This window comes from Streptomyces sp. NPDC006384 (assembly GCF_042870695.1).
Taxonomy (GTDB): domain Bacteria; phylum Actinomycetota; class Actinomycetes; order Streptomycetales; family Streptomycetaceae; genus Streptomyces.
This window is the reverse complement of the sequence record NZ_JBIAHR010000017.1, coordinates 1-25,695: the sequence shown is the minus strand read 5'-3', so window position 1 is coordinate 25,695 and position 25,695 is coordinate 1. Positions and strand designations below refer to the sequence as shown.

29 protein-coding genes, 5 tRNA genes and 1 pseudogene are annotated in these 25,695 nt (G+C 71.3%); 9 read left to right on the top strand and 26 right to left on the bottom strand.

All coding sequences use genetic code 11. The annotated features are described in order from the left end of the window. Positions 1-66 precede the first annotated feature (66 nt). Positions 67-498: a helix-turn-helix domain-containing protein gene (locus ACFYOJ_RS23000; RefSeq protein WP_356553754.1), complete on the top strand. Its 432-nt coding sequence runs from the start codon at positions 67-69 to the stop codon at positions 496-498. Here the strand turns inward: ACFYOJ_RS23000 and mutM are convergent. The 9 genes from mutM to ACFYOJ_RS22955 all read right to left on the bottom strand — a co-directional run bounded on the left by mutM (position 453) and on the right by ACFYOJ_RS22955 (position 9,672). Beyond that, the gene (mutM, locus tag ACFYOJ_RS22995; protein WP_356553756.1) at positions 453-1,313 is read right to left on the bottom strand and encodes a bifunctional DNA-formamidopyrimidine glycosylase/DNA-(apurinic or apyrimidinic site) lyase; all 861 of its coding nucleotides are present in this window, start codon (positions 1,311-1,313) and stop codon (positions 453-455) included. The two genes, ACFYOJ_RS23000 and mutM, sit on opposite strands and share 46 nt — an antisense overlap. 79 nt (positions 1,314-1,392) lie before the next feature. Continuing rightward, complete coding sequence (gene rnc, locus ACFYOJ_RS22990) at positions 1,393-2,292, bottom strand: ribonuclease III (RefSeq protein WP_356553757.1); 900 nt, start codon at positions 2,290-2,292, stop codon at positions 1,393-1,395. A 7-nt stretch (positions 2,293-2,299) separates the two neighbouring features. Then, positions 2,300-2,473: a 50S ribosomal protein L32 gene (gene rpmF / locus ACFYOJ_RS22985; RefSeq protein WP_003951102.1), complete on the bottom strand. Its 174-nt coding sequence runs from the start codon at positions 2,471-2,473 to the stop codon at positions 2,300-2,302. Positions 2,474-2,475: 2 nt separating this feature from the next. Then, positions 2,476-3,120 (bottom strand): DUF177 domain-containing protein, encoded by a 645-nt coding sequence (locus tag ACFYOJ_RS22980; protein ID WP_356553760.1) that lies wholly within the window; start codon positions 3,118-3,120, stop codon positions 2,476-2,478. Positions 3,121-3,265: 145 nt separating this feature from the next. After that, the gene (locus tag ACFYOJ_RS22975; RefSeq protein WP_356553811.1) at positions 3,266-4,384 is read right to left on the bottom strand and encodes an ATP synthase F0 subunit B; all 1,119 of its coding nucleotides are present in this window, start codon (positions 4,382-4,384) and stop codon (positions 3,266-3,268) included. A gap of 142 nt (positions 4,385-4,526) precedes the next feature. Then, complete coding sequence (coaD, locus tag ACFYOJ_RS22970) at positions 4,527-5,006, bottom strand: pantetheine-phosphate adenylyltransferase (RefSeq protein ID WP_356553812.1); 480 nt, start codon at positions 5,004-5,006, stop codon at positions 4,527-4,529. Between the two features lie 26 nt (positions 5,007-5,032). Next, positions 5,033-5,620: a 16S rRNA (guanine(966)-N(2))-methyltransferase RsmD gene (gene rsmD / locus ACFYOJ_RS22965; protein ID WP_356553762.1), complete on the bottom strand. Its 588-nt coding sequence runs from the start codon at positions 5,618-5,620 to the stop codon at positions 5,033-5,035. 78 nt (positions 5,621-5,698) lie between these two features. Then, a complete protein-coding gene (gene recG / locus ACFYOJ_RS22960; RefSeq protein WP_356553764.1) occupies positions 5,699-7,906 on the bottom strand; it encodes an ATP-dependent DNA helicase RecG in 2,208 nt (735 codons plus the stop codon). A gap of 50 nt (positions 7,907-7,956) precedes the next feature. Further along, positions 7,957-9,672 carry a DAK2 domain-containing protein gene (locus tag ACFYOJ_RS22955; RefSeq protein WP_356553766.1) on the bottom strand — a complete coding sequence of 572 codons (1,716 nt, stop codon included), beginning with the start codon at positions 9,670-9,672 and terminating at the stop codon, positions 7,957-7,959. 263 nt (positions 9,673-9,935) lie between these two features. On the opposite strand from ACFYOJ_RS22955, the gene rpmB reads away from it, so the two are divergent. Then, a complete protein-coding gene (rpmB, locus tag ACFYOJ_RS22950) occupies positions 9,936-10,121 on the top strand; it encodes a 50S ribosomal protein L28 (RefSeq protein ID WP_004924906.1) in 186 nt (61 codons plus the stop codon). Positions 10,122-10,235: 114 nt separating this feature from the next. On the opposite strand, the gene thiD is transcribed toward rpmB, so the two are convergent. Both thiD and ACFYOJ_RS22940 read right to left on the bottom strand, forming a co-directional pair. After that, positions 10,236-11,039, bottom strand: coding sequence for a bifunctional hydroxymethylpyrimidine kinase/phosphomethylpyrimidine kinase (gene thiD / locus ACFYOJ_RS22945; protein WP_356553768.1), 804 nt, complete (start codon positions 11,037-11,039; stop codon positions 10,236-10,238). Then, positions 11,036-12,004 (bottom strand): thiamine-phosphate kinase, encoded by a 969-nt coding sequence (locus ACFYOJ_RS22940; RefSeq protein ID WP_356553770.1) that lies wholly within the window; start codon positions 12,002-12,004, stop codon positions 11,036-11,038. Before ACFYOJ_RS22940 ends, thiD begins: the two co-directional genes overlap by 4 nt. 199 nt (positions 12,005-12,203) lie before the next feature. Between ACFYOJ_RS22940 and ACFYOJ_RS22935 the strand changes: the two genes are divergently transcribed. Both ACFYOJ_RS22935 and ACFYOJ_RS22930 read left to right on the top strand, forming a co-directional pair. Beyond that, positions 12,204-12,437, top strand: coding sequence for an Lrp/AsnC ligand binding domain-containing protein (locus ACFYOJ_RS22935; RefSeq protein ID WP_356553772.1), 234 nt, complete (start codon positions 12,204-12,206; stop codon positions 12,435-12,437). Positions 12,438-12,457: 20 nt separating this feature from the next. Beyond that, on the top strand, positions 12,458-12,940 hold the full coding sequence (locus tag ACFYOJ_RS22930; protein WP_356553773.1) for a DUF3515 domain-containing protein: 483 nt from the start codon (positions 12,458-12,460) through the stop codon (positions 12,938-12,940). A 21-nt stretch (positions 12,941-12,961) separates the two neighbouring features. Here the strand turns inward: ACFYOJ_RS22930 and ACFYOJ_RS22925 are convergent, their stop codons facing one another. The 3 genes from ACFYOJ_RS22925 to ACFYOJ_RS22915 form a co-directional block, all read right to left on the bottom strand. Beyond that, positions 12,962-14,122: a D-alanine--D-alanine ligase family protein gene (locus ACFYOJ_RS22925; RefSeq protein ID WP_356553775.1), complete on the bottom strand. Its 1,161-nt coding sequence runs from the start codon at positions 14,120-14,122 to the stop codon at positions 12,962-12,964. Positions 14,123-14,214: 92 nt separating this feature from the next. Continuing rightward, entirely contained in the window at positions 14,215-15,225 is a 1,011-nt protein-coding gene (locus ACFYOJ_RS22920; RefSeq protein ID WP_356553776.1) for an NAD(P)H-dependent glycerol-3-phosphate dehydrogenase, read from the bottom strand. Next, entirely contained in the window at positions 15,222-16,019 is a 798-nt protein-coding gene (locus ACFYOJ_RS22915) for a lysophospholipid acyltransferase family protein (protein WP_356553777.1), read from the bottom strand. The genes ACFYOJ_RS22920 and ACFYOJ_RS22915 overlap by 4 nt, the downstream gene beginning before the upstream one ends. Positions 16,020-16,162: 143 nt before the next feature. Between ACFYOJ_RS22915 and cofC the strand changes: the two genes are divergently transcribed. Both cofC and ACFYOJ_RS22905 read left to right on the top strand, forming a co-directional pair. Further along, the gene (cofC, locus tag ACFYOJ_RS22910; RefSeq protein WP_356553779.1) at positions 16,163-16,801 is read left to right on the top strand and encodes a 2-phospho-L-lactate guanylyltransferase; all 639 of its coding nucleotides are present in this window, start codon (positions 16,163-16,165) and stop codon (positions 16,799-16,801) included. A gap of 10 nt (positions 16,802-16,811) precedes the next feature. Continuing rightward, positions 16,812-17,015: a hypothetical protein gene (locus ACFYOJ_RS22905; protein WP_356553780.1), complete on the top strand. Its 204-nt coding sequence runs from the start codon at positions 16,812-16,814 to the stop codon at positions 17,013-17,015. Positions 17,016-17,118: 103 nt separating this feature from the next. Here ACFYOJ_RS22905 and ACFYOJ_RS22900 read toward each other — a convergent pair whose 3' ends face one another. From ACFYOJ_RS22900 to leuC, 4 genes are all read right to left on the bottom strand, one after another. Next, entirely contained in the window at positions 17,119-17,769 is a 651-nt protein-coding gene (locus tag ACFYOJ_RS22900; protein WP_356553782.1) for an HU family DNA-binding protein, read from the bottom strand. A 135-nt stretch (positions 17,770-17,904) separates the two neighbouring features. After that, a complete protein-coding gene (locus ACFYOJ_RS22895) occupies positions 17,905-18,135 on the bottom strand; it encodes a hypothetical protein (protein WP_356553784.1) in 231 nt (76 codons plus the stop codon). Positions 18,136-18,488: 353 nt separating this feature from the next. Beyond that, on the bottom strand, positions 18,489-19,082 hold the full coding sequence (gene leuD, locus ACFYOJ_RS22890; protein WP_356553785.1) for a 3-isopropylmalate dehydratase small subunit: 594 nt from the start codon (positions 19,080-19,082) through the stop codon (positions 18,489-18,491). Positions 19,083-19,088: 6 nt separating this feature from the next. Then, positions 19,089-20,519 (bottom strand): 3-isopropylmalate dehydratase large subunit, encoded by a 1,431-nt coding sequence (gene leuC, locus ACFYOJ_RS22885; RefSeq protein ID WP_356553787.1) that lies wholly within the window; start codon positions 20,517-20,519, stop codon positions 19,089-19,091. A 197-nt stretch (positions 20,520-20,716) separates the two neighbouring features. On the opposite strand from leuC, the gene ndgR reads away from it, so the two are divergent. After that, the gene (gene ndgR, locus ACFYOJ_RS22880; RefSeq protein ID WP_356553789.1) at positions 20,717-21,433 is read left to right on the top strand and encodes an IclR family transcriptional regulator NdgR; all 717 of its coding nucleotides are present in this window, start codon (positions 20,717-20,719) and stop codon (positions 21,431-21,433) included. An 89-nt stretch (positions 21,434-21,522) separates the two neighbouring features. On the opposite strand, the gene ACFYOJ_RS22875 is transcribed toward ndgR, so the two are convergent. Beyond that, the gene (locus ACFYOJ_RS22875) at positions 21,523-22,017 is read right to left on the bottom strand and encodes a DUF4188 domain-containing protein (protein ID WP_356553813.1); all 495 of its coding nucleotides are present in this window, start codon (positions 22,015-22,017) and stop codon (positions 21,523-21,525) included. A gap of 71 nt (positions 22,018-22,088) precedes the next feature. Here ACFYOJ_RS22875 and ACFYOJ_RS22870 point away from each other — a divergent pair, with 71 nt between their 5' ends. Then, positions 22,089-22,733 (top strand): MerR family transcriptional regulator, encoded by a 645-nt coding sequence (locus ACFYOJ_RS22870; protein WP_356553791.1) that lies wholly within the window; start codon positions 22,089-22,091, stop codon positions 22,731-22,733. 68 nt (positions 22,734-22,801) lie between these two features. Here ACFYOJ_RS22870 and ACFYOJ_RS22865 read toward each other — a convergent pair. The 7 genes from ACFYOJ_RS22865 to ACFYOJ_RS22835 all read right to left on the bottom strand — a co-directional run bounded on the left by ACFYOJ_RS22865 (position 22,802) and on the right by ACFYOJ_RS22835 (position 24,642). Next, a tRNA-Glu gene (locus tag ACFYOJ_RS22865) sits at positions 22,802-22,874 on the bottom strand. A gap of 28 nt (positions 22,875-22,902) precedes the next feature. Further along, positions 22,903-22,974: transfer RNA gene (locus ACFYOJ_RS22860), tRNA-Gln, on the bottom strand. Between the two features lie 21 nt (positions 22,975-22,995). Continuing rightward, positions 22,996-23,068, bottom strand: a tRNA-Glu gene (locus ACFYOJ_RS22855). Between the two features lie 62 nt (positions 23,069-23,130). Continuing rightward, positions 23,131-23,203 (bottom strand) — tRNA-Glu (locus tag ACFYOJ_RS22850). Between the two features lie 39 nt (positions 23,204-23,242). Beyond that, positions 23,243-23,314: transfer RNA gene (locus ACFYOJ_RS22845), tRNA-Gln, on the bottom strand. 93 nt (positions 23,315-23,407) lie between these two features. Continuing rightward, entirely contained in the window at positions 23,408-24,142 is a 735-nt protein-coding gene (locus ACFYOJ_RS22840) for an HAD family hydrolase (RefSeq protein ID WP_356553793.1), read from the bottom strand. Positions 24,143-24,177: 35 nt separating this feature from the next. Beyond that, a complete protein-coding gene (locus ACFYOJ_RS22835; protein WP_356553795.1) occupies positions 24,178-24,642 on the bottom strand; it encodes an ATP-binding protein in 465 nt (154 codons plus the stop codon). 125 nt (positions 24,643-24,767) lie between these two features. Between ACFYOJ_RS22835 and ACFYOJ_RS22830 the strand changes: the two are divergent. Continuing rightward, a pseudogene (locus ACFYOJ_RS22830) lies at positions 24,768-25,604 on the top strand (Scr1 family TA system antitoxin-like transcriptional regulator); the annotation flags it as partial. Positions 25,605-25,695 lie beyond the last annotated feature (91 nt).

Sequence of the window (25,695 nt, the reverse complement as noted above, 5' to 3'; positions counted from 1 at the left end):
CCCGGCGTGCCGCCGGGCGCGCGGCACGCTCTGCGGGGCGGCGCGGTGCGCACGTACGCTGGGAGCATGTCGACCAGGCAGGAGCGCACGGCGGGGCGGGGTCTCCCCTACGACGTGTTCTCCCGGACCTGTCCCTCGCGCGGCGTCCTGGAGCACGTCACGGGGCGCTGGGGCGCGCTGACGCTCGGCGCGCTCCACAAGGGGCCGTTCCGTTTCAACGAGCTGCGGCGCCGGGTCGACGGCGTGAGCGAGAAGATGCTGTCCCAGACCCTGCACGCGCTGGAGCGCGACGGTCTGGTGCACCGCGAGGCCCGGCCCACCAACCCGCCCCGGGTGGACTACGAACTGACACCGCTGGGGCGTGCGGTGACCGGGCGGCTGATCAGCCTCATCGCGTGCCTGGAGGGGCACATGGACGAGGTCCTCGCGGCGCGCGAGCGGTACGACGCGGGTCAGGACGGGGCGCGCGGCGGGCGCTGGCACTTCGGGCAGAAGTAGCTGGAGCGGTTCATCCACGGCCGGCGGCGCATCGGGGTGGCGCAGCGGCCGCAGGGCAGGCCCTCGCGGCCGTACGCGTCGAGCGAGCGGTCGAAGTAGCCGGACTCGCCGTTGACGTTGACGTACAGGCTGTCGAAGCTGGTGCCGCCGACGGCGAGGGCCGCGTTCATCACGTCCCGGACGTGGCCGAGGAGTTCGGCGGTGCGGGGGCGGGTGAGGGTCGCCGTGGGGCGTTCGTAGTGCAGGCGGGAGCGCCACAGGGCCTCGTCCGCGTAGATGTTGCCGACGCCGCTGATCAGGGACTGGTCGAGCAGAGCCCGCTTGATCGTGGTGCGCCTGCGGCGCAGGGCCAGGTGGAACGCCTCGTCGTCGAAGAGCGGGTCGAGGGGGTCGCGGGCGATGTGCCCGATGACGTCGGGCAGTCCGTCGGGGGTGGTGTCGTGCAGGGACAGGCCGCCGAAGGTGCGCTGGTCGACGAAGCGGAGCTCGGTGCCGAGGGCGTCGGCGAAGCGGACGCGGACGCGCAGGTGCTTCTCGGCCGGTGCCTCGTGCGGCTGGACCAGCAGCTGGCCGCTCATGCCGAGGTGCGCGAGGACCGCCTGGTTGGTGTCCTCCAGAGGCAGCCACAGGTACTTGCCGCGGCGGCCGGGCACGCCGACGCGGTGGCCCTTCAGGCGCTGGGCGAAGTCGTCGCCGCCGGCGAGGTGCCGGCGTACCGCGCGCGGGTGCAGGACCTCGGCGTCGGCGACGGACCGGTGGGCGACCCAGCGTTCCAGGCCGCGGCGGACGACCTCCACCTCGGGCAACTCGGGCATGGCATCCCCTCGGACGGTCGGGTGGACGAGCCGAACGCCCGCCCCGGGAGCGGGACGGGCGTTCGGGACGTGCGGTGGATCAGGCGGAGGCCGACGGTGCGTCGGCGTTCGGCTCGGCCACCGCTTCGGTGACCGGTTCGGCCACCGCTCCGGTGACCGGCTCCGCTGCTGCTCCGGTGGCCTGCTCGGCCGCCGTCGCCTTGGCGCGCTCGTCCGCCGCGGCCCGGATGGACCGCCACGCGGATTCCGCGGCCTGCTGCTCCGCCTCCTTCTTGCTGCGGCCGGTGCCGGTGCCGTACGAGACGCCTCCGACGCGGGCGGCAGCAGTGAAGGTCTTCTCGTGGTCCGGGCCGGTCTCCGTGACCAGGTACTCGGGGACGCCGAGCCCTTCGGTCGCGGTGAGTTCCTGGAGGCTGGTCTTCCAGTCCAGGCCGGCACCGAGGTTGGAGGACTTCTCGATGAGCGGGTCGAACAGGCGGTGCACCAGTTCGGAGGCCGCGTCGAGGCCCTGGTCGAGATAGACCGCGCCGATCACCGCTTCGAGGGTGTCGGCGAGGATGGACGCCTTGTCCCGGCCGCCCGTGCCCTCTTCACCGCGGCCGAGCCGGATGAAGGAACCGAGGTCGAGCCCGCGGCCCACCTGAGCCAGCGCACGCGAGTTGACCACCGCGGCCCGCAACTTGGCCAGCTGGCCTTCGGGCAGGTCGGGGTGGGTGCGGTACAGCGTGTCCGTGACGACGAGGCCGAGGACGGAGTCACCGAGGAACTCCAGCCGCTCGTTCGTCGGCAGGCCGCCGTTCTCGTACGCGTAGGAACGGTGGGTCAGCGCACGCACCAGAAGGGCGGACTCGAGCTGATAGCCGAGCCGCCCTTCCAGAAGCGTGTGGGACGAGGCCTGGTTGTTGTCCACCTTCTTCTTGGCGGACGGGTCCGCCTTGGCGTCATCCGCCTTCTTGGGGACTGACACAGTGCCTCTCACCAGCCGCTCAGACCTCGAGGACCTGGCGCTTGTTGTAAGTGCCGCAAGACGGGCACGCGATGTGCTGCTGCTTGGGCTCGTGGCAGCGCTCGCACGCAACCAGGGTGGGGACCGCAGCCTTCCACTGCGACCGGCGGTGGCGCGTGTTGCTGCGCGACATCTTCCGCTTCGGAACAGCCACGGCTACTTCTCCTGCTTCTCGTCGACGCCAGGTTCGGCGCCGCTCATCTCGTCCTTCTCGCCGTCTTCGAGTGAACCGGCGAGTCCCTGCAAAGCCGCCCAACGGATGTCGACGGCGTCATGGTGGTGGTCCGGGTCGTCCGACAGGCGTACCCCGCACTCGGAGCACAGGCCCTGGCAGTCTTCCTGGCACACCGGCTGCATCGGCAGTGCGAGCACCACCGCGTCGCGCAGCACGGGCTCGAGGTCGAACAGACCGTCCTCGATGTAGAGCCTGTCCTCGTCTTCCTCGGCGTCGTCGGCCGGTTCCGCCTTCACGCGGCCCCGGTCGTCGGCGTCAGGGTACGAGAACATCTCCTGGAAGTCCGCTTCGAGCTGCTGCTCCAGCGGCTCCAGACACCTTACGCACTCCCCCTCGGCCTTGGCACGGGCGGTGCCTGTGACGAGCACCCCTTCCATGACCGATTCGAGCCGGAGCTCGAGCTCCACCGGGGCGCCTTCCGGCACTCCGATGACTCCCGCGACACCGAGGTCCCGGGGAGCGTCGACCGTGCGGTTCAGGCGCTGCAGCGCACCAGGACGCCGCCCCAGCTCATGTGTGTCGAACACGAGAGGGTTGCGGTGGTCGAGGCGGGCGTTCAGAGCCATTCCTGCTTTCGATCTTCGTGCTGGGGGGAACGCCGCCCTGCGGTGTCCCCGGGCAGCGTTGATCGCGGACGTACGCGCGACCGAAGAGCCAGGATACTGGACCTTTCGCTCACGGCCCAATCCGGCCCCGGGGCCGGCGGTCGGGCTAGAGTCCGCGGCCCTGTTCGTAGGCCCGCAGCTGTTCGGCGCTGATCATGCTGGTGTCGAAGAGGCTGGTCTCGTCGAGGGTGTGCGGCTGGGCCGGCGGCTGCGGGGGCTGCTCCGGCTGCGGGGGCAGCGCGTAGCCCTGGGGGTCGTAGCCCTGGACGGGGGTTCCTCCGGCCGGTGCGTAGCCGGAGGAGTAGGCGTCGGCGGTCTGCTGCTGGTAGCCGTACGCGTCCTGTCCGCCGGCGTAGGTCTGCTGGTAGCCGGTGTACGGGTCGGGCTGCTGCTGGGCGTAGCCGTACGCGGGCTGCTGCGACGGCGTCTGCGGTACGGCCGGCGCCTGGGCCGCGGCCGGCTGCTGCTCGCCGTACTCCCGCTGCCGGGGCGGCCCGGCGGGGGCGTCCGGGAGGGCCGCGAGGCCGGCGAGGTAGTCGGCGTCGCTGGAGTGCTGGACGGTGCTCAGGTCGTCGGCGAGGGCGCCGAGGTCGTCGGTGGCGATCCGGCCGTGCAGCTTCTGGCGGCCGCGTCCGACCGCCTCCAGGGTCTTGGCCAGCACCGCCTCGAAGGCGCCGAGCTTGGTGTCGACGTAGGCGTCGGCGTCGCGGCGCAGGATCTCGGGGTCGTGGCTGCGCTCGGGGGCGTCCTCGTCCTCGTAGCCGTTCTCGTCGAGGCCGGGACCGGTGCCGAGGAGCTTCTCGCGGCCGCGGCCGACGGAGCCGAGGGTCTTGGTGAGGACGACCTCGAAGTTGGCGAGCTTGGAGTCGACGTAGTCGTCGGCCTCGGCACGGATCTCGTCGGCCTCCTGGCGGGCCTCGGCGAGGATCCGGTCGGCCTCGGCCTGGGAGCGGCGGGCGATCTCGGTCTCGGCGATCAGCGCGCCGCGCTCGGCGTGCGCGCTCTCGATGATCCGGTCGGCCTCCTGACGGGCCTGCGCGACCATCTGCTCGCGGTCGCCGATCAGCTCCTGGGCCTGGGCGAGGGAGCCGGGCAGCCCGGTGCGCAGCTCCTCCAGCAGGGCGAGCAGTTCGGCGCGGTTGACCACGCACGAGGCCGACATGGGCATGGCGCGGGCGCCGGAGACCATCGCGGTGATCTCGTCGAGCTTCTTCTGCACGTCCACCGTGTGCTCGCCACTCTCTACAGCTGTGTTGGAGACGGACGCCACGACTGTACGACCCGCCGGTGCCGGGGGGACACCGGGTGACGGGATGTCAGTCTCCGGGGGTGCGCAAAGGGCGTGCGGAGAGCGCGCGGGGGCGTGCTCAGTCCTGCTTCAGGCGTTCCGAAAGGGCTTCGAGGACCAGCGGCGGCACCAGGTGGGAGACGTCGCCGCCCCAGGTCGCGACCTCCTTGACCAGGGAGGACGACAGGAAGCTGTAGGTGGGGTTGGTGGGGATGAAGAGGGTCTCCACACCGGAGAGGCCGTTGTTCATCTGGGCCATCTGCAGCTCGTAGTCGAAGTCGCTGACGGCGCGCAGCCCCTTGACGATGGCCGGGATCTCGCGCTGCTTGCAGAAGTCGACGAGGAGGCCGTGGAAGGACTCCACGCGGACGTTCCCGTACTCGGCGGTGACCTGGCGGATGAGGTCGATCCGCTCCTCGATCCCGAACAGGCCCTTCTTGGCCTGGTTGATCATCACCGCGACGTAGACCTCGTCGTAGAGCCGGGAGGCACGGGCGATGATGTCGAGGTGTCCGTTGGTGATCGGGTCGAACGACCCGGGACAGACGGCGCGGCGCACTTGAGTTCCCTCGCTCTCAGGTCCGGTCATCGTGCGTCTTCGCACGTGGAGGCGGCGCGACCGTACCAAAACGTTCCCTCGCCGTAGCGACGGGACCTGATCGCCTCGAAGCCGTCGGGCCAGCCGAACTCGCCGCCTCTGGTGCTGCGCTCCACGGTGACGAGCGCTTGCTCAGTGAGCCACCCCTGGGTGCGGAGTGTGAGCAGGATCTCGCGAAGATCGTCGTCGGAGACGGCGTACGGCGGGTCCAGGAAGACGATGTCGTACGGCTCGGCCGGGGCCGGGGTGTGAATGATCTGTTCCGCTCTGCCCGCCCTGACCTCGGCGCCGGGCAGCCCGAGGGACTTGACGTTCTCCCGGACGGTACGGGCGGCCCGGGCGTCGGCCTCGACGAGCAGGACATGGCCCGCGCCGCGCGACAGCGCCTCCAGGCCGACGGCGCCGGATCCGGCGTACAGGTCGAGGACCCGTTCGCCGTCGAGAGGGCCGCCGAGCAGGGACTGCCAGGTGGAGAAGAGGCCCTCGCGCGCGCGGTCGGAGGTGGGACGGGTGCGGCCTCCCTGCGGGACGGCTAGGCGACGTCCGCCGGCCTTGCCGGCGATCACGCGGGTCATCTGGGGTCCTTGGTTGTGAGCGGCATTGCGTCCAGTGTGGCGGGTCGTTCGGTGCCACGCGTCCTCGGGTGGGCGGGGTCAGCCCTTTTCCAGGTACTGCTCCCGCTCCTCGTCCAGGAGGGCGTCCAGGGCCGTCCGCAGGCCGGGCAGGCTCGTCAGCTCCGGGTCGGCGGCGACGACCGCCGCCGCCTCCGCCCTCGCCTCGGCGATGATCTCCTCGTCCTCGATGACCGCGAGGACGCGCAGGGAGGTGCGGGCGCCGGACTGGGCCTGGCCGAGGACGTCGCCCTCGCGGCGCTGTTCGAGGTCGATGCGGGAGAGTTCGAAGCCGTCGAGGGTGCCGGCGACGGCGTTCAGCCGCTGCCGGGCCGCGCTCGCCTCGGGCATCTCGGTGACCAGCAGGCACAGGCCGGGGGCGGAGCCACGGCCGACGCGGCCGCGCAGCTGGTGGAGCTGGGAGACGCCGAAGCGGTCCGCGTCCATGATCACCATCGCGGTGGCGTTGGGGACGTTGACGCCGACCTCGATGACGGTCGTGGCGACCAGGACGTCGGTCTCCCCGGCGGCGAAGCGGCGCATGACGGCGTCCTTGTCGTCGGGCGGCATGCGGCCGTGCAGGACCTCGACCCGAAGGCCCTGCAGCGGGCCCTTCGCGAGCTGTTCGGCGACGTCGAGGACGGCGAGCGGGGGCCGCTTCTCGGCGTCGTCCGCGGGCGGCTTGCCCTTCTTCTTCGGGTCCTCGTCCTCGTCGCCGATGCGCGGGCAGACGACGTACGCCTGGTGGCCGCCCGACACCTCCTCGCGGACGCGCTCCCAGGCCCGGGCCAGGAAGTGCGGTTTGTCGGCGGCCGGGACGACATGACTGGCGATGGGTGAGCGGCCGGCCGGGAGCTGGTCCAGGACGGAGGTCTCCAGGTCGCCGAAGACGGTCATGGCGACGGTGCGCGGGATGGGGGTGGCGGTCATGACGAGCAGGTGCGGGGGCTGTTTGCCCTTGCCGCGCAGGGCGTCGCGCTGCTCGACGCCGAAGCGGTGCTGTTCGTCGACGACGACCAGGCCGAGGTCGTGGAACTGCACCTTGTCCTCGATCAGCGCGTGGGTGCCGATGACGATGCCGGCCTCGCCGGTGGCCAGGTCGAGCAGGGTCTGACGGCGGGCGGCGGCACCCATCGAGCCGGTGAGCAGCACCACCTTGGTGGCGTGCTCGGCCCCGCCGAGCATCCCCCCTTCGGCCAGCTCCCCCATCATCTCGACGACCGACCGGTGGTGCTGCTGGGCCAGCACCTCGGTGGGCGCCAGCATCGCGGCCTGCCCGCCCGCGTCGACGACGGCGAGCATGGCGCGCAGGGCGACCAGCGTCTTGCCCGAGCCGACCTCCCCCTGGAGGAGCCGGTGCATCGGGTGGTCGGTGGCGAGGTCGTCGAAGATCTCGCGGGAGACCTTCCGCTGGCCGTCGGTGAGGGTGAAGGGGAGGCGGTCGTCGAAGGCCGCGAGCAGGCCGTCCGGCTTCGGTCTCCGCGGGACCGCGGGGAGTTGGGTCTCGGCGTGGCGGCGGCGGGCCAGGGCGACCTGGAGGACGAAGGCCTCGTCCCACTTCAGACGGGCGCGGGCGTCCTCGATGTCGGCCTTGGTGTGCGGGCGGTGGATCTTCAGGAGGGCCTCGGGGAGGGAGACCAGGCCACGGCCCTCGCGCAGGGAGTCCGGGAGGGGGTCGACGGCCTCCCGGGCGCTGGGCAGGACCGTCTGGATCGCCTTGGCGAGCTTCCAGGACTCCAGCTTGGCGGTGGCCGGGTAGAGGGGGATGAGGGCGCCCGCCCAGGTCTCGACGGCCTCTCCGCCCTCGCCGTCCCCGCGCAGCAACTCGTACGCGGGGTGGGCGAGTTGCAGGCGGCGGTTGAAGACGGAGACCTTGCCCGCGAACATCGCGCGGGTGCCCGGCAGGAGTTCCTTGTGGGGCTTGTGGACGCCGTTGCCGAAGAAGACGAGCTGGATGCGTCCGCTGCCGTCCGTGATGGTGACCTCGAGGCGCTGCCCCTTGCCGCGCGGGGCCTTGGACGAGGCGAAGGTGTGCAGACGTGCGTCGGCGACCTGGGCGACCACCGTGACGTGCTCGTCCATGGGGAGGTCGGCGAGGTGGGTGAGCTGGCCCCGCTCCTCGTATCTGCGGGGATAGTGGTGGAGGAGGTCGCCGACGGTGTGCAGGCCGAGGTGCTCGGCCATCACCTTCGCGGTGGCGGGGCCGAGCACCTTCTTGAGGGGTTCTTGCAGTCCGGACACGGCATCCATTGCACACCACGCCACTGACAACGCCGCGGACCCCGCCGGAACAGGGCGGGCTACTCCACGCCGATCAGGAGCAGCGCGCCCTGCCGGCCGCCCCGGTGGACCACGGTGTCGACGGCGAGGTACGTCCTGCGGACACGGTCCTCCAGGAGTCCGGCGAGGGTCTCGGGGGCGTCGTCGCCGAGGACCAGCGTGACCAGTTCGCCGCCGGCCGCGAGCATGCGGTCCAGCACGGTCCCCGCGACGGCCGCGACGTCCGTGCCGATCACGGCCACGTCGCCGTCGACGAGGCCGAGGACGTCACCGGCCTGGCAGATGCCGGCCGTGGTCCAGGAGCGGTGCTCGGCGACGGTGACCTCGGCGTAGCGGGTGGCGCCGGCCGCCGAGGTCATCGCCACGACGTCCTCGTCGAAGCGCCGCTCGGGTTCGTGCACGGCGAGCGCGGCGATGCCCTGGACGGCGGACCGGGTCGGGATGAGCGCGACGCGGATGCCCTCGGTGCGGGCCTGCTCGGCCGCCGCGGCGGCGGTGTGCCGCAGCTCGGCGTCGTTGGGCAGCAGGACGACCTCGCGCGCGTGCGCCCGCCGCAGGGCCTGGACGAGCTCCCCGCTCGCGGGCGGCTCGCCGGGGCGGGCGAGCACGGTGGTGGCGCCGGCCTCGGCGCAGAGCCCGGCCAGGCCCTCGCCGGGCACGACGGCGACCACGGCGCGCCGGGTCCGCTCCCGGGGCGGGCGCCCGGCGCCACCTGCGCGTGCCTCTTCGTGCCCGAAGTGGGTGATGCGGATGCGGTACGGCCGTCCGGCCTCGACGCCCGCCTCCACGGCGGCGCCGGCGTCGTCGACGTGCACGTGGACGTTCCACAGCCCGTCGCCGCCGACCACGACGAGCGAGTCCCCGAGGGCGTCGAGCCGTTGCCGCAGCCGGGCGACGGCGGTGTCCTCGGCCTCCAGGAGGTAGATCACCTCGAAGGCGGGGCCGTCCCCGGCGTCGTCGGCCACGGCACACTCCCCGCCGGCCGGCGGACCGGGGCGTTTCGCGCACGTGTGCGCCGCGGTGGCCGGTCCGGCCGCCGGGGCCTGTCCGGTGAAGGTCTGGACGAGGGCGGCGAGCACGGTCACCAGGCCGAGCCCTCCGGCGTCGACCACATCGGCGCGCTCCAGCACGAGCAGCTGCCCCGGGGTCGCGGCGAGCGCCGTGCGGGCGCCCTCGAGCGCGGCGAGCGCCACGGCCGCGCAGTCGCCCTCGGTCCGGTCCGCCGCGTCGGCGGCGGCGGAGGCGACCGTGAGGACGGTGCCCTCGACCGGGTGGGCCACGGCCTGCCGTGCGGAGTCGGCCGCGCGCCGCAGGGCCCGGCGCAGTCCCGGGCCGTCGGTGTGAGCGGGCTCACCCGGTGCCGTGAGCGCCTGGGCCATGCCGCGCAGCAGCTGGGCCAGGATCGTGCCGGAGTTGCCCCGCGCGCCGATCAGCGCGCCGTGCGCCATGGCGCCCACGGCGTCGGCCAGCGTGGGTCCGGCGAGGGCCCGCGCGGGGTCCGCGGGGGTGGCGGACTTCGCCGTGCCGCCGGCCTCGTGCGCGGCGAACACCGCCTCCACCGCGGTGGCGGCGGACTCCACGGTCAGATAGAGGTTGGTGCCGGTGTCCCCGTCCGCGACCGGATAGACGTTGATCGCGTCGATCTCCTCACGCGCCTGCCCGAGTGCGCGCAGCGACAGGCCGCACCAGGTGCGCACCGCCAGAGCGTCGAAGAACCTCTGCGGCACCTGCGCCACCTGCGCCTCCCTGAGCTGCTGGACGTGGCAGGCAGCGTAGACCCCGAGGGGGCGTCCGGCGGAAGAGGGCCGGGGGCGGACCGTCGCACCGTCATGGTAGTTTCGTTGTACGGAAGCAGTCGTTGTATGCTGCTCCGGTTGCCCGATCCGATCGGGCTCTCCCCCTGGCACCGCCACTCAGATCCCGGACCGTTCGTGCTCGAGATCCTGTCCCGGCATGCCGGGATCCACCGTAAGTGCATCTGAAGTCTTTGGAGTGACCCGTGGCTGCCAACTGCGACGTCTGCGGCAAGGGGCCGGGCTTCGGCAACAACATCTCGCACTCGCACCGCCGTACGCCCCGTCGCTGGAACCCGAACATCCAGCGCGTGCGTACCGTGGTCGGCGGGACGCCGAAGCGCGTGAACGCTTGCACCTCGTGCATCAAGGCCGGAAAGGTCTCGCGCTGACGCGTCAGCTGAGCGCGCGCGGCCACTGTCCGGTTACGCCGTACTGAGCCGGTCCACCTCGGTGGACCGGCTTTTTGCGGTACCCGGGACCGTTCTCCGCGCCCGACGCAGGAGTCACGCCGAGGGCGTGTCCCGCCCCAGCGTCCAGCCGTGGTCGACGGGACCGATGCCGCCGCCCAGCGCGAACCCGGCCGCGATCGCGCCGGTGACGTACTCCTTGGCCGCGGTCACCGCCTCCGGTACGGACCGTCCCTTCGCCAGGCCGCAGGCGATGGCCGAGGCGAGGGTGCAGCCCGTGCCGTGCGTGTGCCGGTTGTCGAGGCGCGGGGCGCGCAGCCAGTGCTCCTCGGTGCCGTCGGTGAGCAGGTCCACGGCGTCGCCGTCCAGGTGACCGCCCTTGATCAGCACCCATCGCGGGCCGTACTCCAGCACGGCCGCGGCGGCCCGGCGCAGACCGGCCTCCGACTCGACGTGTACGCCGGTGAGCTGGGCGACCTCGTCGAGGTTCGGCGTGGCGACGGTGGCCGCCGGCAGCAGCTTGGTGCGTACGGAGTCCAGTGCGGAGGCGGCGAGCAGCGAGTCCCCGTGCTTGGAGACGCCGACCGGGTCGACGACGGCCGGGGCGTCGGTGCCGCCGATCAACTCGGCGACGGTCTCGACCAGTTCCGCCGAGGACAGCATGCCGGTCTTGACCGCCTGGACGCCGATGTCGTCCACGACGGCGCGGTACTGGGCCCGCACCGCCTCCACGGGCAGTTCCCAGGCGCCCCGCACACCGAGGGAGTTCTGCGCGGTGACCGCGGTCAGGACGCTCATGCCGTGCGTGCCGAGGGCGAGCATCGTCTTCAGGTCGGCCTGGACGCCGGCGCCGCCGCCGGAGTCGGAGCCGGCCACCGTGAGGACCAGGGGCGGCCTCATGCCTCTGCCTCCGTGCCGAAGTGGTCCCAGCCGCCCTTGCTGGTCCAGGGCGCCCCGTCGACGGTCACCTGGGGCAGCGCGGAGGGGTTGAGGACCTCGCCGATGACCTTCCACCGGGCGGGCAGCTTCACGTCCGGCGGGAAGGTGGCCACGATCGCGTGGTCCTCTCCCCCGGTGAGCACCCACTGCATCGGGTCGACGCCGACGGCCTGGCCGATGTCGTTCATCTGGGTCGGGATGTCGATCTGCCCGGAGCGGATGTCGATGCGGACCTTGCTGGCCTCGGCGATGTGCCCGAGGTCGGCGATCAGCCCGTCGCTCACGTCGCACATCGCGGTGGCGCCGAGTCCGGCGGCGGCCGGTCCCGCGTGGTAGGGCGGTTCGGGACGGCGGTGGGCCTCGACGAAGGCGCGCGGCGAGCGGAAACCCCGGGAGAGCACGGCGAAACCGGCCGCGGACCAGCCGAGCCAGCCGGTCACCGCGACGAGGTCGCCGGGCTGGGCGCCGCTCCGGGTGACGGGCTCCTGGTTGCGCAGGTCGCCGAGGGCGGTGATGGACACGGTGATGGTGTCGCCGCGCACCACGTCGCCGCCGACCACGGAGGCGCCCGCGACCTGGCACTCGTCGCGCAGCCCGTCCATCAGCTCGGTCGGCCAGGTCACCGGGAGTTCGGCGGGCACGACCAGGCCGAGCAGCAGCGCGGTCGGCACGGCACCCATCGCGGCGATGTCGGCGAGGTTCTGCGCCGCCGCCTTGCGGCCCACGTCGTACGCGGTCGACCAGTCCCGGCGGAAGTGCCGTCCCTCGACGAGGATGTCGGTGCTGGCCACCACCCGGCGGTCGGGCGCGGCGACCACCGCGGCGTCGTCGCCGGGGCCGACCCGGACCGCCGGGGTGGAGGTGAGACGGGAGGTGAGCTCCCTGATGAGCCCGAACTCACCGAGCTCACCAACAGTGCCCTTCATTGCCTTACGCCCCTTCTGTCCCTGTACCTGTCCGTGCCCGGCCGCACGTGGTCACGGCCGGCGCGGCCGTCAACCTGTGTCATCACAGCACCCCGGCGCGCGGGCTCCACGCCCCGCAAGTCTCCCCGCGGGGAGCGGCGACGCGATACCGTGGCGTTCCTTTTCCCCACATGATCCTCGTGGCCGCTGTGGAGGTTCCGTGGTACAGGCGTACATCCTGATCCAGACGGAGGTCGGCAAGGCGTCGACCGTCGCCGAGACGATCAGCAAGATCCCTGGAGTGATCCAGGCCGAGGACGTGACGGGACCGTACGACGTCATTGTCCGTGCCCAGTCCGACACCGTCGACGAGCTGGGCCGCATGGTGGTGGCCAAGATCCAGCAGGTGGACGGCATCACCCGCACCCTGACCTGCCCGGTCGTCCATCTCTAGCCCCCGTCTACGCTGGGCCGGTGAACTTCTTCCGTCACCGGTGCCGCCGCCTGCCCGCTCTCGCGCTGTTGATCGCCGTCGCAGGCTGTTCCTCAGCGGACGACAGCGTCTCGGCGGCGGTTCCCAGCCCGGACGCGAAGGCCACCGAGCTGTGCCAGAACCTGGACAGGGCGCTGCCGTCGACGGTGGACGGCCTGAACCGTGAGGATCCCGAGCCCGCCTCGGCGTTGACGGCGGGCTGGGGAAACCCGCTGATCATACTGCGCTGTGGGGTGGAGCGGCCCGCGGAGATGGACGATCCGCAGGCCGACGGCGTCGAGGTCGACGGCGTCGGCTGGCAGTTGCAGAAGCAGGAGGGCGGTGCGTTCCGGTTCACCTCGGTGCTGCGGGAGGCGTATGTCGAGGTGACCATTCCGAAGGAGCGCGCCGGGAACGGGATGGCGCCCCTGGTGGATCTGGCCCCGGCCGTGAAGAAGGCGATCCCCGAGGGGATCGCCTCCTGACGTCCGCGGCTCCGGCGAGGGTCAGCGCAGTCCCGTGGAGCGTCCCAGCGCCGCCTGGACCAGCCGGTCCACCAGCTCCGCGTAGCCGACGCCGGTGGCCTCCCACATCTTCGGGTACATCGAGATCGGCGTGAAGCCGGGCATCGTGTTGATCTCGTTGATGACGAACTCGCCGTCCTCGGTGAGGAAGAAGTCCGCGCGCACGAGTCCCTCGCAGGACGCCGCGTCGAACGCCTCGACGGCCAGGCGCCGCACCTCGGCGGTCTCCTCGGGCGTCAGCGGGGCGGGGACGACACCGGGCGTGGAGTCGATGTACTTGGCCTCGAAGTCGTAGTACGCGTGCGCCGAGGGCGGCGGGATCTCGGCGGGGACGGAGGCCCGGGGACCGTCCTCGAACTCCAGCACCCCGCACTCGATCTCGCGGCCGCGCAGCGCCGCCTCGACGAGGATCTTCGGGTCGTGGCGGCGGGCCTCCTCGATCGCCTCGTCGAGGCCGGCGAGGTCGTCGACCTTGGTGATGCCGATGGAGGAGCCCGCGCGGGCGGGCTTCACGAACAGCGGCCAGCCGTGCTCACCGGCGAAGTCGACGATCTTCCTGCGGGCGGCGGAACGGTCCTGCTCCCACTCGCGGGGGCGGATCACCGTGTACGGGCCGACCTTGAGCCCGTAGGAGGTGAACACCGCCTTCATGTACTCCTTGTCCTGGCCGACGGCCGAGGCGAGCACGCCCGAGCCGACGTAGGGCACGCCGGACAGCTCCAGCAGGCCCTGCAGGGTGCCGTCCTCGCCGTAGGGGCCGTGCAGGACGGGGAAGACGACGTCGACCTCGCCCAGCGCCTTGGGCACCGAGCCCGGTTCGCTGTAGACGACTTCGCGGCTGGCGGGGTCGACAGGGAGCACCACGGTGCCCTCGGTGGTCTCGGCGAGCTGGTCGACGCTCGGGGTGCGCCGTTCGGTGATCGCCATGCGCTCCGGCTCGTCGGCGGTGAGCGCCCAGCGCCCGTCCTGGGTGATGCCGATCGGCAGGACGTCGTACTTCGTCCGGTCGATGGCCGCGAGGACGGCGCCGGCGGTGACCACGGAGATCCCGTGTTCGGAGCTGCGCCCGCCGAACACGACGGCCACACGCGGCTTGCGCGGCGGCTGCTCGGGGCTCTGGGTGGGGAGGTTCTCGGTGCTCATATCGCGTTGAGCGTACCCGCCCGTAGGGTCGCGAGACAGCGTCGGCGGGGCCGCGTGGCGCGGGTCGCGTCCGGGGTCCGGCGCGGCGTCGCTCAGCGTCGCTCGGGCTTCGCGCTGCGCGACATCAGCTCCTTGAGGGCGACCGCCGGGGCCTTGCCCTCGTGCACGATGCCGACGACCGTCTCGGTGATCGGCATGTCGACGCCGTGCCGACGGGCCAGATCCAGCACCGACTCGCAGGACTTGACGCCCTCGGCGGTCTGCCTGGTGACGGCGATGGTCTCCTCGAGGGTCATGCCCTTGCCGAGGTTGGTGCCGAAGGTGTGGTTGCGGGACAGCGGCGAGGAGCAGGTCGCCACCAGGTCGCCGAGCCCGGCGAGCCCGGAGAAGGTCAGCGGGTCCGCGCCGAGGGCCACCCCGAGGCGGGTGGTCTCGGCGAGGCCGCGGGTGATGAGGGAGCCCTTGGCGTTGTCGCCGAGGCCCATGCCGTCCGCGATGCCGACGGCCAGCCCGATGACGTTCTTCACGGCGCCGCCGAGTTCGCAGCCGATGACGTCGGTGTTGGTGTACGGACGGAAGTACGGGGTGTGGCAGGCCCTCTGGAGACGCTGGGCGACGGCCTCGTCGGGGCAGGCGACCACGGCGGCGGCCGGCATGCGGGCGGCGATCTCCCGGGCCAGGTTGGGACCGGTGACGACGGCGATGCGTTCGGCGCCGACCTCCGCGACGTCCTCGATGACCTCGCTCATCCGCATCGCGGAGCCGAGTTCGACGCCCTTCATCAGCGACACGAGGACGGTGCCGGGCGCCAGCAGCGGCGTCCAGGCGGCGAGGTTGGCGCGCAGGGTCTGGGAGGGGATCGCGAGGACGGTGAAGTCGGCGCCCTTCGCGGCCTCGGCGGCGTCGGTGGTGGCCCGAAGGTTCTCGGGGAGTTCGACGCCGGGCAGGTAGTCCGGGTTGGTCCGGGTGGAGTTGACGGCGTCGGCGAGTCCGGCGCGGCGTCCCCACAGGGTGACGTCGCACCCGGCGTCGGCGAGGACCGCTCCGAAGGCGGTGCCCCACGATCCGGTGCCGAAAACGGCCGCCTTGACGGGCTTGTTCACGTGCCCTGCCCTTCTGACTGCTGTCCCTGCGCGTGCGTCCGCGCCTGTGCCGTCCGCGTCTGTGCCTGGGTCCGGCGCCGCTGCTCGATGCGTTCGCGGCGCGGGTCGTAGGGGGTGTCGGGCGCCTTCTCGCCGCGGATCTCCTCCAGCTGACGGGTGACGGCGGCCATGATGACCTCGGTGGCCTCCTTCAGCAGGTCCGCGGTCATCTCCTTGCCGTAGAACCGCGACAGGTCCACCGGGGGTCCCGCCAGCACGTGGTGGGTCTTGCGCGGGAACAGGCGCGGCTTCCTGGAGTACGGCGGCAGCAGTTCGTTGCAGCCCCACTGGGCGACCGGGATCACCGGGCACCTGGTCTGCAGGGCGACGCGCGCGGCACCGGTCTTGGCGGTCATCGGCCAGCCGTCCGGGTCGCGGGTGAGGGTGCCCTCGGGGTAGAAGGCGACGCACTCGCCGCGCTCCACGGCGGCGATCGCGGCCCGGAAGGCGCTGAGCGCGTCCGTGCTCTCGCGGTAGACGGGGATCTGTCCGGTTCCGCGCATCGCGGCGCCGACGAATCCCTTCTTGAAAAGGCCGCTCTTCGCCAGGAAACGCGGTACGCGTCCGGTGTTGTACTGGTAGTGCGCGTAGGCAAAGGGGTCGACGTGCGAATTGTGGTTCACGGCGGTGATGAATCCGCCGTCGGCCGGCATGTTCTCCATTCCCCGCCAGTCCCGCTTGATCAGAAGCACCAGCGGCGGTTTGCAGATCACCGCGGCGAAGCGGTACCAGAAGCCGATTCTGCGGCGGGGCACGCGGACACCTTTCCTCCTGGGCCTGGGGCCGGACAAGTGTCGCCCCGGGCCGTCCTTCTGTCGAGAACACCGTACGCCCCGGCGGGTGAACCACCAGATCCCGCGGGTGACAATGACGGCGACGAGAGAAGGACGGAACGCTCGTGCAGTGGACCTTGGTCGTGCCCGTGAAGACCCTCGCCCGGGCCAAGAGCAGACTGGCCGACACCGCGGACGACGGGATGCGGCCGGTTCTCGCGCTGGCGTTCGCGCAGGACACCGTGGCGGCCGCGCTGGCCTGCCCGGCGGTGGCGGATGTGGCAGTCGTCACGGACGACGCGCGGGCCGGCCGGGAGCTGGCGGGGCTGGGCGCCCGGGTCGTCGCGGACGAGCCGGGGGACGGTCTGAACGCCGCTCTGGCACACGGGGCCGCGGCGGTCCGGGCCGCACGTCCCCGAAGCGCCGTGGCCGCTCTCAACGCCGATCTCCCCGCTCTGCGGCCGGCGGAATTGACGCGGGTACTGACGGCGGCCACGCAATTCCGGCGCGCTTTTCTCTCCGACGCGGCCGGAATCGGAACGACTCTGCTCGCCGCCGCGCCGGGCCAGGAATTGCTCCCGGCATTCGGCCCGGATTCCCGGGTCCGCCACCGGGCCTCGGGCGCGGTGGAACTCCTTCTCGGCACGGTGGATTCGGTACGGCAGGACGTCGACACCGGCGCCGACCTGCGGACCGCGCTGGCGCTGGGGGTGGGGCCCCGTACGGCCGCGGTGGCGGCGCGGCTGCTGATCGCCGGCCAGTAGGCTGCGGGACATGCAGGCGACCGCGTACACGTACGACCCCGACAGCCGCAGCGGGCAGGTGCTGCTCGACGACGGCACGCCCGTGCCCTTCGACGCGGCGGCGTTCGACGCGGGAGGGCTGAGGCTGCTGCGGCCCGGGCAGCGGGTGCGCATCGAGACCGAGGGGGACGGCGCGGACCGCAGGATCACGCTGGTGACTCTGCAGACCTTCTGAGCAGACCTCCTGGTCCGGCGCCGCACGGGTCCCGGACAGGCCGCGGGCCGGACTCCCGAGGGAGTCCGGCCCGGCGCGTGAGTGCCCTGTGCCCTGCCGCCCGTCACTTCTTCCGGGCGGTGGCCTTCTTGGCGGTGGTCTTGCGGGCGGTGGACTTCTTGGCCGGGGCCTTGGTGGCAGTCGCCTTCTTGGCGGGGGCCTTCTTGGCGGTGGCCTTCTTGGCGGTGGTCTTCTTCGCCGCACCCGTGGTGGTCTTGGCAGCGGACTTCTTGGCCGGGGCCGTCGCCGTGCCGGCGGTCTTCTTGGCGGTGGTCTTCTTCGCCGCGGTGGTCTTGGCCGCGCCTGTGGTCTTCTTCGCCGCACCCGTCGTCTTCTTGGCGGCGGCCTTCTTGCCCGCGGCCTTGGAGATGGTGGGCGACGTGCCGGACAGGCTGCCCTTGGGGGCCTTCTTCACCGCGATGTCGTTCTTCGGGAGCTTCTTCGTTCCGCTCACCAGGTCCTTGAAGCCCTGGCCCGCACGGAAGCGCGGCACGGAGGTCTTCTTGACCCGAACCCGCTCGCCCGTCTGGGGGTTGCGGGCGTAGCGGGCCGGGCGGTCGACCTTCTCGAAGGAACCGAAGCCGGTGACCGAGACCCGGTCGCCCGCGACCACAGCACGGACGAGGGCGTCCAGGACCGCGTCGACAGCGTCGGCGGCCTGCTGCCTGCCGCCGAGCTTGTCGGCAATCGCTTCTACGAGCTGCGCCTTGTTCACGTCTTCCCCTTCGGAGACATCGCCAGAACGAATGTGTTCAAGCTTTTTCGCACGTTAGGCAGATATATACCGCAAATCAAACACGAAACGGGCTAATCACCCTTGTGCCGCAACGGAGTCGGTCGCCCGGCCTGTTCAGGGTTCCCCGTCGGGGAATCGCCCCTCGTCGAGGTCCGCCGTGAAGCGGTCCAGACGCCTGGCCGCGCCGGCGAGATCGTGTTTGGCCGCGGCCGTAATGACCAGCAGCTTCCGGGTCAGCGCCATCCGTACGCCCTCCGGGACTTGCAGTGCGCGCACTCTTGTGTGCGCTTCTTTCAGCCGGATCGCGACCGCCGCATAGAGCTCGAGTTGGCCGTCGTGTTCCATGCACAGATTGTGCCATCTGGGGCGAGTTGTCGCCTGCGCAGGGGGCAACTACCGCCTCGTGCGGCCGTCCGGGCGGTCACGGAGCTGGGGGTTCCACATCGCGTGTACCCCGGCAAACACGGCCGTAACGTGGGGAGTTGTGTATCCGGTGGGGGCTTCCGGGGGATGACCGGGCCCAGACACGGACGTACCCCCGATCGGGAAGATCGGGGGTACGGAGGCGGTTCCTGGTGGCCGAAACTCGACCTTGTGCGCGGCCGGGCCGGGTGCCCGGCCGGACCTGTCGGCCGGATCCGGCGGGTCGGTCCCGGCGGGCCGGGCCTGCCTACCTGCCTGCCTGCCTGCCTGCCGGTTCAGACCTGGAGCGTCTGCGGCTTGTACGACGGGCGCTTCGCCTCGTAGGCGGAGATGTCGGCCTCGTTCTGGAGGGTGATCGAGATGTCGTCCAGCCCGTTCAGCAGCCGCCAGCGGGAGTTCTCGTCCAGCTCGAAGGAGGCGGTGACGCCCTCGGCGCGCACCTCGCGGGTCTCGAGGTCGACGGTGATCTCGGCCTCGGGGTCCTTCTCCGTGAGCTCCCACAGCGCGTCCACGATCTTCTGGTCGATGACCACCGTGAGCAGGCCGTTCTTCAGCGAGTTGCCGCGGAAGATGTCGGCGAAGCGGGAGGAGATCACGGTCTTGAAACCGTAGTTCTGCAGCGCCCAGACGGCGTGCTCGCGGGAGGAGCCGGTGCCGAAGTCGGGACCGGCGACCAGCACGGTGGCGCCCTGCCGCTCGGGCTGGTTGAGGACGAACTGCGGGTCCTTGCGCCAGGCCTCGAAGAGACCGTCCTCGAACCCGTCCCGCGTCACCTTCTTGAGCCAGTGGGCGGGGATGATCTGGTCGGTGTCGACGTTGCTGCGGCGCAGCGGGACGGCCCGGCCGGTGTGGGTGGTGAATGCTTCCATGACTGATCAGACTCCAGCGGGCGTGAGGACGTCGGAGGCGGCGAGGTCGGCCGGGGAGGCCAGGTGGCCCAGGACCGCCGTGGCGGCCGCGACCTGCGGCGACACCAGGTGGGTGCGGCCGCCCTTGCCCTGCCGTCCCTCGAAGTTGCGGTTGGAGGTGGACGCGGAGCGCTCGCCGGGGGCCAGCTGGTCCGGGTTCATGCCCAGGCACATGGAGCAGCCCGCGTGCCGCCATTCGGCGCCGGCCTCCTTGAAGACCACGTCCAGGCCCTCGGAGACGGCCTGCAGACCCACCCGCGCGGAGCCGGGGACGACCAGCATCCGTACGCCGTCGGCGACTTTGCGGCCCTTGACGATCTCGGCGGCGGCGCGCAGGTCCTCGATGCGGCCGTTGGTGCAGGAACCTACGAAGACGGTGTCCACCTTGATGGAGCGCAGCGGCTGGCCGGCCTCCAACCCCATGTACTCCAGGGCCTTTTCGGCGGCGAGGCGCTCCGAAGCGTCTTCGTACGAGGCCGGGTCGGGGACGGCGGCGGACAGCGGCGCGCCCTGGCCCGGGTTGGTGCCCCAGGTGACGAACGGCGACAGTTCGGCGGCCTCGATGACGACCTCGGCGTCGAACTCGGCGTCGTCGTCGGTGCGCAGCGTCTTCCAGTACTCGACCGCGGCGTCCCAGTCGGCGCCCTCGGGGGCGTGCGGGCGGCCCTGGAGGTAGGCGAAGGTGGTCTCGTCGGGGGCGATCATGCCCGCGCGGGCGCCGGCCTCGATCGACATGTTGCAGATGGTCATGCGGGCCTCCATCGAGAGCTTCTCGATGGCCTCGCCGCGGTACTCCAGGATGTAGCCCTGGCCGCCGCCGGTGCCGATCTTCGCGATGATGGCGAGGATCAGGTCCTTGGCGGTGACGCCCTCGGGCAGTTCGCCGTTGACGGTGATCGCCATGGTCTTCAGGCGGGCCATCGGCAGCGTCTGGGTGGCCAGCACGTGCTCGACCTGGGATGTGCCGATGCCGAACGCCAGCGCGCCGAAGGCGCCGTGCGTGGAGGTGTGCGAGTCGCCGCAGACCACGGTGGTACCGGGCTGGGTCAGGCCCAGCTGCGGGCCGACGACGTGCACGACGCCCTGCTCGACGTCGCCCAGCGGGTGCAGCCGGATGCCGAAGTCGGCGCAGTTCTTGCGCAGCGTCTCCAGCTGGGCCCGGGAGACCGGGTCCGCGATGGGCTTGTCGATGTCGAGGGTCGGGGTGTTGTGGTCCTCGGTGGCGATGGTCAGGTCGAGCCTGCGCACCGGGCGGCCGCTCTTGCGGAGGCCGTCGAAGGCCTGCGGGCTGGTCACCTCGTGCAGCAGGTGCAGATCGATGTAGAGGAGGTCGGGCTCGCCCTCGGCGCGCCGGACGACGTGGTCGTCCCAGACCTTCTCCGCGAGTGTCCTACCCATCGCTTTCCCTCCGGCTGGCGACAACGCGACGGCCCAACTAGAGATCTTGGGGAAGCGGCGCCCGCACCCCTGTGTTTCCGGGCAACCGCCACCAGGCCCTTTCGTCACGGGCCGCTGTGACTTCCTGCCACCAAGAGTGGCGGGTTCCACGGAAAATTGAACTTGCGTTTCACAGAGTGAGACGGGAGTATCGTTGCATGGACAACAGTAGCGGCGTCGGCGTTCTGGACAAGGCGGCCCTCGTCCTGAGCGCTCTGGAGTCCGGCCCGGCCACCCTCGCGGGGTTGGTCGCGGCGACCGGACTGGCACGACCCACGGCCCACCGCCTGGCCGTGGCGCTGGAACACCACCGTATGGTGGCGCGCGACATGCAGGGCCGTTTCATTCTCGGCCCGCGCCTGGCCGAGTTGGCCGCGGCGGCCGGTGAGGACCGTCTGCTCGCCACCGCGGGCCCGGTCCTCACCCACCTGCGTGACGTCACGGGCGAGAGCGCCCAGCTCTACCGCCGCCAGGGCGACATGCGCATCTGCGTGGCGGCGGCCGAGCGGCTCTCGGGCCTCAGGGACACCGTCCCGGTGGGCTCGACGCTCACGATGAAGGCCGGTTCCTCGGCGCAGATCCTGATGGCCTGGGAGGAGCCCGAGCGTCTCCACCGCGGCCTGCAGGGCGCCCGTTTCACAGCGACGGCGCTGTCCGGCGTACGGCGCCGGGGCTGGGCCCAGTCGATCGGCGAGCGGGAGCCCGGCGTCGCGTCCGTCTCCGCCCCGGTGCGCGGCCCCTCGAACCGCGTGGTGGCCGCCGTGTCCGTCTCCGGTCCCGTCGAGCGTCTCACCCGCCACCCGGGCCGGATGCACGCCCAGGCCGTCATAGACGCCGCCGGCCGCCTCTCCGAGGCTCTGCGCCGCTCCGGCTGACCCGTGTCCGCGAGCACTCCCCGTCGGGAAGGGCCGGCCTCAACGCCGCGGCAGGCCCTCCCCGGCCGGGAGTGCGATCCCGACGGTGTTCAGACGGCCTTCTCCTCCCCCGACCGGTGGGCGAACCGGTCCTTCGCGTACCGCCCCCGGGCCTCCAGCGGCACCTGACCGTGCGCCTCCGCCAGCCCGAAGGCCGGCATGTCCCCGTAGACCGCCTCGTACGACCCCTCCGGCACGACGTACGCCTCGTGCCAGATGCCGACGTGACCCCGTACCTTGCCGCTGCGGTCCATCCGGTTCACCCGCGCCCACACGACGCGGTGGAACGCGTCCGCCGCGCTCGCGTACCCGTACAGCTTCTCCTTCGACTCCCAGTACTGGACGATGCAGTACGTCCGCGGGGAGGCCGTGAGCATCACCTTCGACAGCAGTCCCCGTTCCGGGGCCCGTTTCAGTTCCGCCAGCATCCGGAACATCGCGAGCATCACGGGCAGCCAGTGGTGCACCGCCCAGAACCTGTTGATCCGCATCCCGATCAGCAGGACGACGACGTCCCCCCGAGCATCCGCGGTCGTCAGCCGCATGGTGCGGCCGGTCTCTTCTCCCGTGTCGGCCATGCTTGGATAGTGCCGCTACCCAAAGGAAGGCGCAAGACATGCGGCTGGCCGAACTGAGCAACCGCAGCGGTGTCTCCACCGCGACGATCAAGTACTACCTGCGTGAGGGGCTGTTGCCGCCCGGCCGCCAGATCAACGCGACCACCGCGGAGTACGACGAGACGCACCTGCGCCGGCTGCGGCTGGTGCGGGCGCTGATCCAGGTCGGCAAGGTGCCGGTGGCCACCGTCCGCGAGGTGCTGCGGCACATCGACGACGACTCCCTGGGCCGTTCCGTCCGGCTGGGCGCGGCCGTGTGGGAGCTGCCGCAGGGCCCGCAGCCGGACGAGGAGGACGAGCACGTCCGGGCCGCGCACCAGGAGGTCGCCGCGCTCCTGGACCGGCTCGGCTGGGAGAACGCCAAGCAGCTGACGAGCCTCTCCCCCGCGTACCGGGCGCTGGTCACGGGGGTGGCCACGTTCCGCCGGCTCGGCTACGACTGGGGGGCCGAACAGCTCGCGCCGTACGCGGAGTTGATGTACCGCACGGCCGCCCTGGACCTGGACAACCTGGAGCGGTACCCGACGGAGGCGGAGCGGGCGGAGTTCGCGGTCCTGGGGGCGGTCCTCAACGAGCCGGTGCTCCAGGCGCTGCACCGGCTGGCGCAGGAGGAGGAGACGGCGCGGCGGTACGGCTTCGAGTGAGGGCGGGGCCGAGTCGGCCGGGCGGATACGACGAAGGCCCTCCGCCGAAGCGGAGGGCCTTCTCTGTGTACCCCCGACCGGATTCGAACCGGCGCTACCGCCTTGAGAGGGCGGCGTGCTAGGCCGCTACACAACGGGGGCGTGGACTCTGCGTTTCCGCAGGTCCGAGCTGGTCTACCTGGACTCGAACCAAGACTAACTGAACCAGAATCAGTCGTGCTGCCAATTACACCATAGACCAATGATGGTTTAGACCAGTCAGTACCCCCGACCGGATTCGAACCGGCGCTACCGCCTTGAGAGGGCGGCGTGCTAGGCCGCTACACAACGGGGGCCCTAGCGATCCTGCATCGAGGCCAGCGGGAGCTACCCTGACTGTCCTCGCGGGAAGGATCTGTACCCCCGACCGGATTCGAACCGGCGCTACTGCCTTGAGAGGGCAGCGTGCTAGGCCGCTACACAACGGGGGCTTTGCGGATGATCTCCGCGGTGCAGATAAGCTCTGCGAGCTGGCCTACCTGGACTCGAACCAAGACTAACTGAACCAGAATCAGTCGTGCTGCCAATTACACCATAGGCCACTGGAACGCAAGCCCCAGAGGGGTTCTTGTTCTAGTTTCGCGCTTCCGGTTCCCGGCCCTTTCGGCCCGCTCCCCGGCGGCGCAGGAAGAACATTACCCGAAGGTGGACGGGGCTCCAAAACGAGTATCGGCGGCGAGGAGCGCCGGCAGCTCCGAGAGGGACGCGATACGGCGCGGACCGGTGGGTGGATCGAGGGTCGCGTACGCGCCGCCGCGGTCGATCCAGACCGACAGCAGCCCGGCGTCGTGGGCCCCGCGCCCGTCGATCTCCGGGTGGTCGCCGACGTAGGCGACCTCGGCCGGGGCCAGCGACAGGGCGTCGCAGGCGGCCAGGAAGGCTCCGGGCTCGGGCTTGGAGACGCCCAGCTCGGCGGCGCACAGGATCGCCTCGAAGCGGTCGTGCACGCCGAGGATCCGCAGCTTGCGGTCCTGGACGGTGAGGCTGGAGTTGGAGAGCACCGCGTGCCGGTGGCTGCCGGCGAGGGCGTCGAGGACGGGCAGCACGTCCGGGAAGAGGGACCAGGCGGCCTCGTAGTGGGCGACGTAACGCCGGAACCAGTCGTCGGCCTCGGCGTCCGTCATGCCGGGGCGGCCCAGGAAGACGCGGGTGCGGTCGCGCCGCTGTGTGAGGAAGTCCACCTCGCCGGCCGCGAAGCGGGCCCACTGCCGGTCGGTGATCTCCCGCCAGCGCACGAGGGCCTCCTCGGCCGACCCGTACCCGGCGAGCAGGCCCTCGGCGGCCAGGTGGGCGCGCATGCCCTCGCGGTCGGCGGTGGTGTAGTCGAAGAGGGTGTCGTCGACGTCCCAGACGACGGCTCTGATCGGCATGACACCCAGCCTAGGCGGCCGGGGCCGCCGGCTCCTCAGATGTCCACCTCCGCGCGCAGCGTCTTGCCCGGCCCTCCGTCCGTGCGCGGTACCACCGCGCACCGGCTCGCCAGAGCCGAGACCAGGCAGAGGCCGCGGCCCGACTCCGCATCCGGCTCGGGCGGCAGTGAGGGTGACTGCGGTGGCAGGCGGTCGTCCCGGGTGTCCGTCACTTCCACCCGTACGAGTCCTGCGGCCGGGTCGAGCCACAGACACAGCCTGAAGTCACGACCGGGTACGCGACCGTGCGTCACGGCGTTGGCGGTGAGCTCGCCCACGATCAGGGTCACCGTGCGGTTCAGGTCGGACTCGTACGGGTGCCCCCAGGCGTCGAGGCGATGGGAGGCGAGCCGGCGGGCCAGCCGTGCGCCGCGCGGCGTGGACGTGAACGCCATACGGAACTCCCGCACGGGCAGCGGAAGTCGGCAGGTCTCCCCGGAAGAGTGCGTTTCTGTCGTCATGGCCACGAGCGTGGGCCGACGCGCTTACCTTGACCAGCAACGACATCCTCACACAGCGTCGTCGTACGGCTGCGGTGGGTGCCCTGTCGGGGTCAGTGGTGAGCCAGGTGCTGGAGGGAAAACCCATGACGCAGATTCCGGAGCAGGCTGTCGCGCGGCGGAGCGAGGACCCGGCCGACGAGTTGCTGCGGTCGTTCGGCAGGCAGGTCAAGATTCTCCGCGAGCGGGCCGGGCACACCCAGGCCGCTCTGGGGCAGCTTCTCGGATATAGCGAGGCGCAGATCGCAGCCATCGAGCAAGGACGGCGCATCCCACGGCCCGACACCATCGACAAGCTCGATCAGTTGCTGGAAGCCGAAGGCATGCTGCTGGTCATGAAGCGACCCGTGGCGCTGACCCGGTACCCAGCGTTCTTCCGGGACGCGGCCCGGATCGAGGAGACGGCGGCCGAGTTCCACCAGTACGCCCCGCTGATCGTTCCCGGCATGCTCCAGACCGAGGAGTACGCCAGAGCCATGTTCACCGTCTGGCGTCCACGGCGGAGCGAAGCCGAGATTGAACAAATGGTCTCGGCACGGCTTGAACGGCACAAGCTCTTCGACCGCAAACCCGCGCCTGTACTCAGTTTCGTACTGGAGGAAGCAGTCCTCCAACGGCCCATCGGCGGGGTGGACGTCCTCCGGGGGCAGTTGGAGCATCTGCTCCTGACTGGGCAGAACCCCAACGTGGAGATCCAGGTGATGCCGACCCGAACGATCGACCACGCCTGTGTGGATGGTCCCTTCACCCTCATGGTGCCGGAGGGAGGGGAGCAAGTGGCCTACCTGGAGAGTCAGGGGAGCGGTCGCGTCCTCAGCCATCGGGAAACCGTCCGGGGGATCGCCGCCCGGTATGGAATCATCCGGGCACAGGCGCTGTCCCCTCAGGAGTCTCAGCGCTTCATCGAAAAGTCGCTGCAAGGAGTCTCAATGACGGTGTCAAGCTGTTTGCGGGACGGGCGGATCGGGGGTGAACACCCGGTTGTCGCGCAGCAGTGCCCACAAAACGCTCGCC

Excerpts from the sequence above, each read along its gene's own strand:
- ACFYOJ_RS23000 (WP_356553754.1), top strand. The coding sequence starts at position 67 with ATGTCGACCAGGCAGGAGCGCACGGCGGGGCGGGGTCTCCCCTACGAC.
- mutM (WP_356553756.1), bottom strand. The coding sequence starts at position 1,313 with ATGCCCGAGTTGCCCGAGGTGGAGGTCGTCCGCCGCGGCCTGGAACGC.
- ACFYOJ_RS22980 (WP_356553760.1), bottom strand. The coding sequence starts at position 3,120 with ATGGCTCTGAACGCCCGCCTCGACCACCGCAACCCTCTCGTGTTCGAC.
- rsmD (WP_356553762.1), bottom strand. The coding sequence starts at position 5,620 with ATGACCCGCGTGATCGCCGGCAAGGCCGGCGGACGTCGCCTAGCCGTC.
- recG (WP_356553764.1), bottom strand. The coding sequence starts at position 7,906 with ATGGATGCCGTGTCCGGACTGCAAGAACCCCTCAAGAAGGTGCTCGGC.
- thiD (WP_356553768.1), bottom strand. The coding sequence starts at position 11,039 with ATGAGGCCGCCCCTGGTCCTCACGGTGGCCGGCTCCGACTCCGGCGGC.
- ACFYOJ_RS22940 (WP_356553770.1), bottom strand. The coding sequence starts at position 12,004 with ATGAAGGGCACTGTTGGTGAGCTCGGTGAGTTCGGGCTCATCAGGGAG.
- ACFYOJ_RS22925 (WP_356553775.1), bottom strand. The coding sequence starts at position 14,122 with ATGAGCACCGAGAACCTCCCCACCCAGAGCCCCGAGCAGCCGCCGCGC.
- ACFYOJ_RS22905 (WP_356553780.1), top strand. The coding sequence starts at position 16,812 with ATGCAGGCGACCGCGTACACGTACGACCCCGACAGCCGCAGCGGGCAG.
- ACFYOJ_RS22895 (WP_356553784.1), bottom strand. The coding sequence starts at position 18,135 with ATGGAACACGACGGCCAACTCGAGCTCTATGCGGCGGTCGCGATCCGG.
- leuD (WP_356553785.1), bottom strand. The coding sequence starts at position 19,082 with ATGGAAGCATTCACCACCCACACCGGCCGGGCCGTCCCGCTGCGCCGC.
- leuC (WP_356553787.1), bottom strand. The coding sequence starts at position 20,519 with ATGGGTAGGACACTCGCGGAGAAGGTCTGGGACGACCACGTCGTCCGG.
- ndgR (WP_356553789.1), top strand. The coding sequence starts at position 20,717 with ATGGACAACAGTAGCGGCGTCGGCGTTCTGGACAAGGCGGCCCTCGTC.
- ACFYOJ_RS22875 (WP_356553813.1), bottom strand. The coding sequence starts at position 22,017 with ATGCGGCTGACGACCGCGGATGCTCGGGGGGACGTCGTCGTCCTGCTG.
- ACFYOJ_RS22870 (WP_356553791.1), top strand. The coding sequence starts at position 22,089 with ATGCGGCTGGCCGAACTGAGCAACCGCAGCGGTGTCTCCACCGCGACG.
- ACFYOJ_RS22840 (WP_356553793.1), bottom strand. The coding sequence starts at position 24,142 with ATGCCGATCAGAGCCGTCGTCTGGGACGTCGACGACACCCTCTTCGAC.
- ACFYOJ_RS22835 (WP_356553795.1), bottom strand. The coding sequence starts at position 24,642 with ATGACGACAGAAACGCACTCTTCCGGGGAGACCTGCCGACTTCCGCTG.